7 protein-coding genes are annotated in these 8,805 nt (G+C 74.1%); 4 read left to right on the top strand and 3 right to left on the bottom strand.

The genetic code is table 11. The annotated features are described in order from the left end of the window. Positions 1–165: 165 nt before the first annotated feature. Positions 166–1,479 (bottom strand): MFS transporter, encoded by a 1,314-nt coding sequence (locus SSP24_RS37960; RefSeq protein WP_141315075.1) that lies wholly within the window; start codon positions 1,477–1,479, stop codon positions 166–168. A gap of 138 nt (positions 1,480–1,617) precedes the next feature. Next, complete coding sequence (locus tag SSP24_RS37955) at positions 1,618–2,220, bottom strand: hypothetical protein (RefSeq protein WP_141315073.1); 603 nt, start codon at positions 2,218–2,220, stop codon at positions 1,618–1,620. Positions 2,221–2,454: 234 nt separating this feature from the next. Here SSP24_RS37955 and SSP24_RS37950 point away from each other — a divergent pair, with 234 nt between their 5' ends. Genes SSP24_RS37950 through SSP24_RS37940 form a run of 3 tightly spaced genes read left to right on the top strand, consistent with a single transcriptional unit; the run spans position 2,455 to position 4,530 of the window. Beyond that, positions 2,455–3,528, top strand: coding sequence for a sialidase family protein (locus tag SSP24_RS37950; RefSeq protein ID WP_141315071.1), 1,074 nt, complete (start codon positions 2,455–2,457; stop codon positions 3,526–3,528). A gap of 38 nt (positions 3,529–3,566) precedes the next feature. After that, positions 3,567–4,286: an NADPH-dependent F420 reductase gene (gene npdG, locus SSP24_RS37945; RefSeq protein ID WP_141315069.1), complete on the top strand. Its 720-nt coding sequence runs from the start codon at positions 3,567–3,569 to the stop codon at positions 4,284–4,286. Positions 4,287–4,290: 4 nt separating this feature from the next. Then, positions 4,291–4,530 (top strand): hypothetical protein, encoded by a 240-nt coding sequence (locus tag SSP24_RS37940; protein WP_229865166.1) that lies wholly within the window; start codon positions 4,291–4,293, stop codon positions 4,528–4,530. Here SSP24_RS37940 and SSP24_RS37935 read toward each other — a convergent pair. After that, entirely contained in the window at positions 4,512–5,282 is a 771-nt protein-coding gene (locus tag SSP24_RS37935; RefSeq protein ID WP_141315064.1) for a site-2 protease family protein, read from the bottom strand. The two genes, SSP24_RS37940 and SSP24_RS37935, sit on opposite strands and share 19 nt — an antisense overlap. A gap of 165 nt (positions 5,283–5,447) precedes the next feature. On the opposite strand from SSP24_RS37935, the gene SSP24_RS37930 reads away from it, so the two are divergent. After that, a complete protein-coding gene (locus tag SSP24_RS37930; protein WP_141315079.1) occupies positions 5,448–8,801 on the top strand; it encodes an AfsR/SARP family transcriptional regulator in 3,354 nt (1,117 codons plus the stop codon). Positions 8,802–8,805 lie beyond the last annotated feature (4 nt).

Genomic DNA, 8,805 nt, shown 5'->3' with positions numbered 1-8,805 from the left:
CCGGACCCGCCCGGTGCCGGATCAGCCCGGCCCCCGATCAGCCCGGCCCCCGATCAGCCCGGCCCCCGACCAGCCCGGTGCCGGACCCGCCCGGCGTGCGACTGGCCCGGCGTCCGGCTGGCCCAGCGTCCGACTGCCCGGCGCAATGATCGAGCCCACGGCTGATCAGGTCGTCGCCGTTGCTGTTGCCGCTGCGCGTTGTGCGCGCAGGCGTATCGCGTGCTCGTTCGTGCGGACGTCGTACGTCATCAGCTTCGGCAGGCACAGCGCCAGCAGCCCCACCGCGCCCGCGCACAGCAGTCCGCCGGACCACACCGACGCCCGCACCCCGGCCCACGCGGCCATGCCGCCCGCGCGGACCTGGCCGAGCTGCGGGCCCACCGAGTACGACAGCAGCTCGATCCCGGCCAGCCGGCCGCGCAGTTCGTCCGGGATCGTCTGGTTCCACATCGCCGCGCGGAACACGCCGCTGACCATGTCGAAGGCGCCCCCGAGGGCGAGGCACAGCAGCACCAGCCACACGTTCCCGGCGATCCCCGCGGCGGCCATGGCCAGACCCCAGCCGGCCGCCGCCAGCACCACCATCCGCCCGTGCCGGTGCACCCGTGACGTCCAGCCGCTGGTCAGGCTCACCAGCAGGGACCCCGCCGGGATCGCCGCGTACATCAGCCCCAGCGACCACTCGGCGTCCAGCTCGTCCGCGAGGAACGGCAGCACGGCGAGCGGCATCGCCAGGAACATCGCCGCGAGGTCGATCGTGTAGGTGCCCAGCAGCTCCTTGCGGCTCCACGCGTACCGGGCGCCCTCCGCGATCGCCGTCCACGACGGCTTCGCCGCTTCGGCGGACGCCGGTGACGCGGCGAGGCCGACCGCCAGCGCCACGGAGACGACGAAGGTGGCCAGGTCCAGCGCGTAGGCCCAGCCCAGCCCCGCGAACGCCACCACCACGCCCGCCAGCGCCGGGCCCGCGATGCCGCCGACCTGCCAGCGCAGCGCGTTGAGCGAGGCGGCGGCCGGCAGGTGCTCGTGGGCCACGATCCGGGGCGTCAGCGCGTCCAGCGCGGGCCGCTGCACCGACACCAGCGCGGAGGACAGGGCGGCGACCACATACAGCGGCCACACGGCGGGGCTCGGCAGCAGCGCGTTCACCAGCAGCGCCGCGCACAGCAGCCCGAGCCCCACCTCCGTCCACACGATCAGCCGCCGCTTGTCCCAGGCGTCGGCGAGCGCCCCGCCGTACAGCCCGAACACGACCAGCGGCACAAGCTCCACGGCGCCGATCGCCCCCACGGCCGCGGCGGACCCGGTGAGCTCCTTGATCTGCACCGGCAGTGCGACAAAGGTCAGAAAGCTGCCGAAGTTGGTGACCAGCCCCGCGATCCAGAGCCTGCGAAAGTCGGGGGAGGCCCGCCAGGGAGCGAGATCGGGGAGGAGGGCGCGCAGGCCGGTGGGGGGTACTGCTGGGGCGTCGTCGGTCACGAGAGGCCATGGTCGGGCGGGGGATGGGAGGTGAGCAACTGCTTTTCGTGGGGGCGGCGAGCCACGGCGGACGACTCGGCCGACGCGAGGCCCGGCCCGTCGCCCACGCCGCGGTATACGGGGGGCGGTGGGCCAGGGTCACCAGCGGGGCGGCGGCGGGGCCGTCAGTTCGTCCGCCAGGCGGGACAGGCGGTCCCGGAAGCGGCGGCGGCCCCGTGACGCCGGCAGCGGGTTCTCGCCCGCCGCCGCGCTCACCAGGTGCTGCACGGTGTCCAGGTCCAGCTCCGACTCCGCCCCGACGGCCAGCGCATCGTGCGCCATCGCCGCGAGGTCGCTCTCGGCCGCGCCGAGCGCCAGCACCGTCGCCCCGGCCCGCCGCGCGTCGTGCACCCGCTCCAGCAGCGCGTCGCAGGGCCCCTCCGGCGACACCACCAGCAGCGTCTCCCCCCGCCGCGCCGCCTCGATCCGCCCCAGCCCGACCGCGAGGTGCGCCGGGTCCGAGGGGCGCGCGTCATGGCGTACGAGCGTCGGCGCCAGCTCCGGCGTACCCGACCAGGCCGCCTCGTCCACGAGGTGCGCCGCCAGATGCCACGGCTCGTACTCCCGCGTGCCGACCAGCAGTAACCCACCCCCGTGCGACACCACCGACCCCCGCAGCACCCCGGCGAACCTCCGCGTGGCCCCCAACCACTCGGTCCCGGCGAGCACTTCGCGCAACAACGCGACCCGTACGGCATCCATGCCCCCGCATACTGCCGCAACCAACCACTCGTGACCCCGAGTTCACCGCGAATTCGCCCAAGCTGGGCACAGGGCCGCATTACCGCCGTTCCGGAGATCACCGGCGAAGCACACTGGCCACAGCAGAAGAAGTCAGACGGGCCACAGCAAACGAAGCCACACCGGCCACAGCAATAGAAGCCACACCGGCCACGGCAAAAGCAGCCACACCGGCCACAGCAAAAGGAGCCGCCCATGCCCGCAGCCACCGTCCCCTTCCGCGCCGGCCGCGAGGGATACGCCAGTTACCGGATCCCGGCCGTCGTCCGCACGCACGAAGGCACGCTCCTCGCTTTCTGCGAGGGCCGGGTCGACTCCGCGAAGGACTGGGGGCACATCGACATCGTGCTGAAGCGCTCCACGGACGGCGGCCGCACCTGGGGCCCGTTGCAGATCGCCGCCGACAACGGCACCGACCTCGCGGGCAACCCCGCCCCCGTCGTCCTCGACACCGGCCGCATCCTCCTCGTCCACGTCCGCTCCGCCGCGTCCGCCTCCGAACACCTCATCCTGCGCGGCGAGGTGAGCGAGGCCGACGGCAGAAGGGTGTGGGTGCAGCACAGCGACGACGACGGGCAGAGCTGGTCCGAACCCAGGGAGATCACCAAGCAGGTCAAGGACCCCGGCTGGCGCTGGTACGCCACCACCCCCGGCCACGCCCTCCAGCTGAGCACCGGCCGGGTCGTCGTCCCCGGCAACCACACCCTCCCGCCCACCGGCACCGACCTCGGCGACGAGGCGAAGTACAACAGCGGCCACTGCCTGCTCAGCGACGACCGCGGCGAGAGCTGGTACCTCGGCTACCTGGACCAGAACACCAACGGCTACATCAACGCCAACGAGACCACCGCCGCCGAACTCCCCGACGGCCGCGTCTACTTCAACACCCGCAACGACTCCCCTTCCCCCGGCAACCGCGCCGACGCCCTCTCCACGGACGGCGGCAAGACGCTCGTGCAGCCCTTCCGCCCGCAGGCGGGCCTCGCCGGCCCCGTCTGCCAGGCCAGCGTGCTGCACCTGGGCGAGCCCGACGTGCTGCTCTTCTCCGGCCCCGCCTTCCCCGCCGGCCGCGGCCTGATGACCATCCGCGCCTCCACCGACCACGGCACCACCTGGCGCGACACCCACACCGTCGACGGCCTGCCCGCCGCCTACTCCGACCTCGTCCGCGTCGACGACCGCACGGTCGGACTGCTGTACGAGACCGGTGACTTCGGGGCGTACGAACGGATCGTCTTCCGGCGGCTGCCCGTGACGCGCCTCACCTGACCCGGCGGGCCGGCGGGGGCGGACGTAGAGTCAGGTCCATGACCTCTACCGACAGTGCTGCTGCTGAGAAGCCCGCGAAGGCCCCCGCCAAGGACCCCTGGGACCTGCCCGACGTCTCCGGTCTGGTCGTCGGTGTGCTCGGCGGGACCGGGCCGCAGGGCAAGGGCCTCGCCTACCGGCTCGCCCGGTCCGGCCAGAAGGTGATCATCGGCTCGCGGGCCGCGGAGCGCGCCCAGGCCGCCGCCGACGAGCTCGGCCACGGCATCGAGGGCGCCGAGAACGCCGAGTGCGCCCGGCGCAGCGACCTCGTGATCGTCGCGGTGCCGTGGGAGGGGCACGGCAAGACGCTTGAGGCGCTGCGCGAGGAGCTGGCGGGCAAGCTGGTCGTCGACTGCGTCAACCCGCTCGGCTTCGACAAGCAGGGCGCCTACGCGCTGAAGCCCGAGGAGGGCAGCGCCGCCGAGCAGGCCGCCGCCCTGCTGCCGGACTCCCGGGTGGCCGCCGCCTTCCACCACCTGTCGGCCGTACTCCTGCAGGACCCCGAGATCGAGGAGATCGACACCGACGTCATGGTCCTCGGCGAGGAGCGGGCGGACGTGGAGATCGTGCAGGCGCTGGCCGGCCGCATCCCCGGCATGCGCGGCATCTTCGCCGGGCGACTGCGCAACGCCCACCAGGTCGAGTCGCTGGTCGCCAACCTGATCTCGGTGAACCGCCGCTACAAGGCACACGCGGGACTGCGCGTCACGGACGTATGAGTCGATGGGGGACACTGGTGGGCATCAGCAGTGCCCGCCGTGTCCCCCGACAGGAGCCCAACCGATGCCCCGCCTCGCCGTCTACGCCCTCATCGTCTGCGTGCTCTCCGTGGCCGCGGCGGTCGTGTCCTTCGTCCAGGGCAGCTGGCTGGGGATCGTGTGGGTGCTCCTGGCGGGGCTGTCGTCGAACATGACCTGGTACTACGTAAAGCGCGGCCGGGCCGCTCAGGCCCAGAAGCGGTAGAGGCTCCAGCCGAACGTCGTCTCCAGCTCGCTGACCCCGAGCACGCGCAGGACCGCGTCGACCGCGTCGAAAAACACGCTGTTGATCTGCGGCAGCCACAGCAGCGCGAACACGAACAGCAGCCCGAACGGAGCGAACGGCTCGACCTGACGGCGGATGTTGTACGACAGCCAGGGCTCGACCACGCCGTAGCCGTCCAGGCCCGGCACCGGCAGGAAGTTCAAGATCGCGGCCGTCACCTGCAGCAACGCGAGGAACGCCAGCGCGTACCGGAAGTCCCGCGGCACCCCGTCCAGCGCGTCCAGCCAGAAGGGCGCCGTGCACACGGCCGCGAACAGCACGTTCGTCAGCGGCCCGGCCGCCGAGATCAGACTGTGCTTCCACCGCCCCTGGATCCGCCCCCGCTCGATGAACACCGCCCCGCCCGGCAGCCCGATCCCACCCATGATCACGAACAGCACGGGCAGCACGATGCTCAGCAGCGCATGCGTGTACTTCAGCGGATTGAGCGTGAGATACCCCTTCGCCCCCACCGAGATGTCCCCGCTGTGCAGCGCGGTCCGGGCGTGCGCGTACTCATGCAGACACAGCGACACCACCCACGCACCGGTCACGAACAGAAACACAGCCACCCCGGGCTGCGCCGCGAATCCGGTCCAGGCGGCCCACCCGGTCACCGCCGTAACGGCCAGAATCCCGACGAACACGGGACTGATCTGCCGCTCGGCGCGACGGGAGGCGGCGGTTGTCATGAGGGTGGGCTCCTGGGGGTGTCGGGGACGTGGGGTCGACCGTACCGGTGGCGTCAGGGGAACGTCAGCGGGCGGGCCTGAGGTTCCTCGCGGGCTCCCGGTCCCGGCGCGTGCGGTTCATGTGCGCGTAAACCCGGAGGCGGGCAAGAGCCCTCGCCGGTGACAATGGGTTCCGTGCGCTATCGCATCCTCGGCACCACACAGGCAGTCCGCCCCGACGGTTCGGTCGTCCCGATCGGCGGGGCGCGCTTGCGTGCGCTGCTCACCGTGCTGGCGCTCAGGGCCGGGCGGGTCGTGCCCGTCGGGCTGCTCGTGGACGAGGTGTGGGACGGGGAGCCGCCCGCCGACGCGGCCGGGGCCCTGCAGGCGCTCGTGGGGCGGCTGCGGCGGGTGCTGGGGGCGGAGGCGATCCGCTCGGCAGAGGGCGGGTACCGGCTGGCCGCCGCCCCCGACGACATCGACCTGCACCGGTTCGAGCGGCTCGCCGACGAGGGCGCCCGGGCGCTGGCCGACGGCGACCCCGCCAAGGCCGCCGTCCTCCTCGACGACGCCCTCGCCCTGTGGCAGGACCCCGCCCTCGCCGACCTGCCCGACCGCACCGTCGAGGCGGCCCGCTGCGCCGCCCGCCGGCTGGACGCCCGCCGCGCCCGGCTCGCCGCCTCCCTCGCCCTCGGCCAGGCGGAGCAGGCGCTGCCCGAACTGACCGCCCTGTGTGAGAGCCACCCCCTCGACGAACCCCTCCAGGCCCTGCACCTGCGCGCCCTGCGCGACGCGGGCCGCACCGCCCAGGCGCTGGCCGCCTACGAGGACGTACGACGACGGCTCGCGGACCGGCTGGGCGCCGACCCGGGACCCGAGCTGCGGGCCCTGCACGCGGAGTTGCTGAGCCCGGCCGGGGTACCCGCCGAGCGAGCCGCCGGAGCCCGGGAGCCCGGCACCCCCTCCGGCCCGAGGGTCCTCGCCCCCGGCGCCGACCCCGCGGCTGCCGGATCCGCCGCGCTGTCCCGCGACCGCACCCCGCCCCCGGGCAATCTGCGCGCCCGCCTCACCTCCTTCGTCGGCCGGGACGACGACATCGACGCCATCCGCGGCGACCTCGCCACCGCCCGGCTCGTCACGCTGCTCGGTCCCGGCGGGGCAGGCAAGACCCGGCTGTCGCAGGAGGCCGCCGAGACCGTACGGGACGCGGCACCCGGCGGCGTGTGGCTGGCCGAGCTGGCGCCGGTCGACGACCCCGCCGCCGTCCCCGAGGCCGTGCTCACCGCGATCGGCGCCCGCGAGACCGTACTGCACGGCGCCGGCGCCGAGGAACTCCGGGCCGCCACGGGCGACCGCCACGACGACCCCGTCGAACGCCTCGTCGAGCACTGCGCCCGCCGCCGCATGCTGATCGTCCTCGACAACTGCGAGCACGTCGTCGACGCCGCCGCCCGCCTGGCCGAGGAGCTGCTGGCGCGCTGCCCGCACCTGACGGTCCTCGCCACCAGCCGGGAACCCCTCGGCGTACCGGGGGAGGTGCTGCGGCCCGTGGAGCCGCTGCCGGAGCCGTACGCCCTGCGGCTGCTCGCCGACCGCGGCGCCGCCGCCCGCCCCGGGTTCCGGATCGACGACGACCGCGAGGCCTGCGCCGAGATCTGCCGCCGCCTCGACGGCCTGCCGCTCGGCATCGAGCTCGCCGCCGCCCGGCTGCGGATGCTCACGCCCCGCCAGATCGCCGACCGGCTCGACGACCGCTTCCGCCTGCTCACCTCGGGCAGCCGGACCGTGCTGCCCCGCCAGCAGACACTCCGTGCCGTCGTCGACTGGTCCTGGGACCTGCTCGACGAGGACGAGCGGGACGTCCTGAGCCGCCTGTCGGTGTTCGCCGGCGGCTGCGACCTCGCCGCCGCCGAGGCCGTGTGCGGGCCCGCCGCCCTGGACGCGCTCGGCTCCCTCGTCGACAAGTCGCTCGTCGTGGCCGCCCCCACCGGCGACGGCGAGATGCGCTACCGGCTCCTGGAGACCGTCGCCGAGTACGCCGCCGAACGGCTCGACGAGGCCGGACAGCGCCGCGACACCGAGCGCGCGCACCTGACGTACTACCGCGAACTCGCCCGCACCACCGACCCGTTGCTGCGCGGCCCCGGGCAACTCGCCGCCATCGAGCGGCTTGAACGCGAGTACGAGAACCTGCGCACGGCACTGCGGCACGCCGTCGCCGAACGCGACGAGCAGGAGGCGCTGTGCCTGGGGCTGTCCCTGGCCTGGTACTGGCAGATGCGCGACCTGCGCCTCGAGGCCCGCCACTGGTGCCGCGCGATCATGGAACTCGGCCCCGACCCCTTCGCCGAACCGCTCCGCAAGGCCGCCCCGGTGTGGGAGCGCTGCACCGCCGAGCCACCCCCCATGACGGGGGAGGTCCTGGAGGAGGCCCGGCGCGGGGTCCACCTGGGGCACCTCGCCTGCATGGACACCGAGCTGGACGCCTGGCAGACCCCCGAGGCCCAGCGCAAGCTGAAGGCCATCGCCGAGGCCTACGAGCCGGGGCTCCCGCAGACCTGCCGCGGCCCCGGCATGCTGTCGTTCTACGCCGTGATGCTGACCGGTGACATGGACCGGCTGGCCGCCACCATCGACGCCGCCGTCGCCACCTCCCGCCGTACCCCGGGCTACGACTGGGAACTGGCCTCCAGCCTCCAGCTGCGCGCCAACATCCTCGCCAACCGGCCTCACCGGGCGGCCGAGGCCGAGCGGGACGCCGACGAGTCGCTGGAGATCTACCAGCGGCTGGACGACGCCTGGGGCAGCGCCGAGGCGCTCTCCGCACGCGCCGAGGCCCGCGAGCGCAAGGGACGCTACCTCGCGGCCGCCGCCGACTACGAGGCCGCCATGGCACAGGCCCGGCGACTCGGCGCCCACGCCCAGCACACGGTGCTCACCGCCCGGCTGGCCGGCGCGCTGCTGGAGTCGGGCGACGCCGAGCGGGGCGAGCGCCTGCTGCGGGAGGTGCTCGACGACCCGGGCGGCGCGCACAACGAGGCGATGCCGTTCGCCCGGGTCTTCCTCGCCGGATGGCTCAGCTGCACCGGCCGGACCGCCGAGGCGCGCGAGCATCTGCGGGTGCTGCGCGAGGAGTTCACCATCGCGAACTTCGTCGTCTTCGACGCGTTCATCCTCGGTCAGGAGGCATGGGTGGAGGCCGTCGACGGCCACTACGAGCAGGCCAGGGAGAAGATCAGGCGCGGCCTCGCGCAGGCCGACGATCCGCTGTCGAAGGCGATGGCCCCGCAACTGCTCTCCTCGTACCTCGTCATCGCCGCCCTGGCGATGGCCGGCTGCGACGGCGGACGCGACGCCGCCCGCTGTCTGGGCGCGGCGGACGCGCTGCTGCCGCCCGGCCATCTGCTCTCGACCCTGGAGCGCGTGGCCCGCGACCGCGCCATGGCGGCCGTACGGGCCGCGCTGCCCGCGGAGGAGTTCACGGCTGCGTACGCCGAAGGCGGCGGCCTCTCCGCGCAGGAGGCCGCCGCCCTGGTGTGACCGG

Origin of the sequence: Streptomyces spinoverrucosus (assembly GCF_006539505.1) — a bacterium.
GTDB classification, from domain to species: domain Bacteria; phylum Actinomycetota; class Actinomycetes; order Streptomycetales; family Streptomycetaceae; genus Streptomyces; species Streptomyces spinoverrucosus.
Note: the sequence above shows the minus strand (reverse complement) of the source record. Positions and strands in the feature narration are given on the sequence as shown.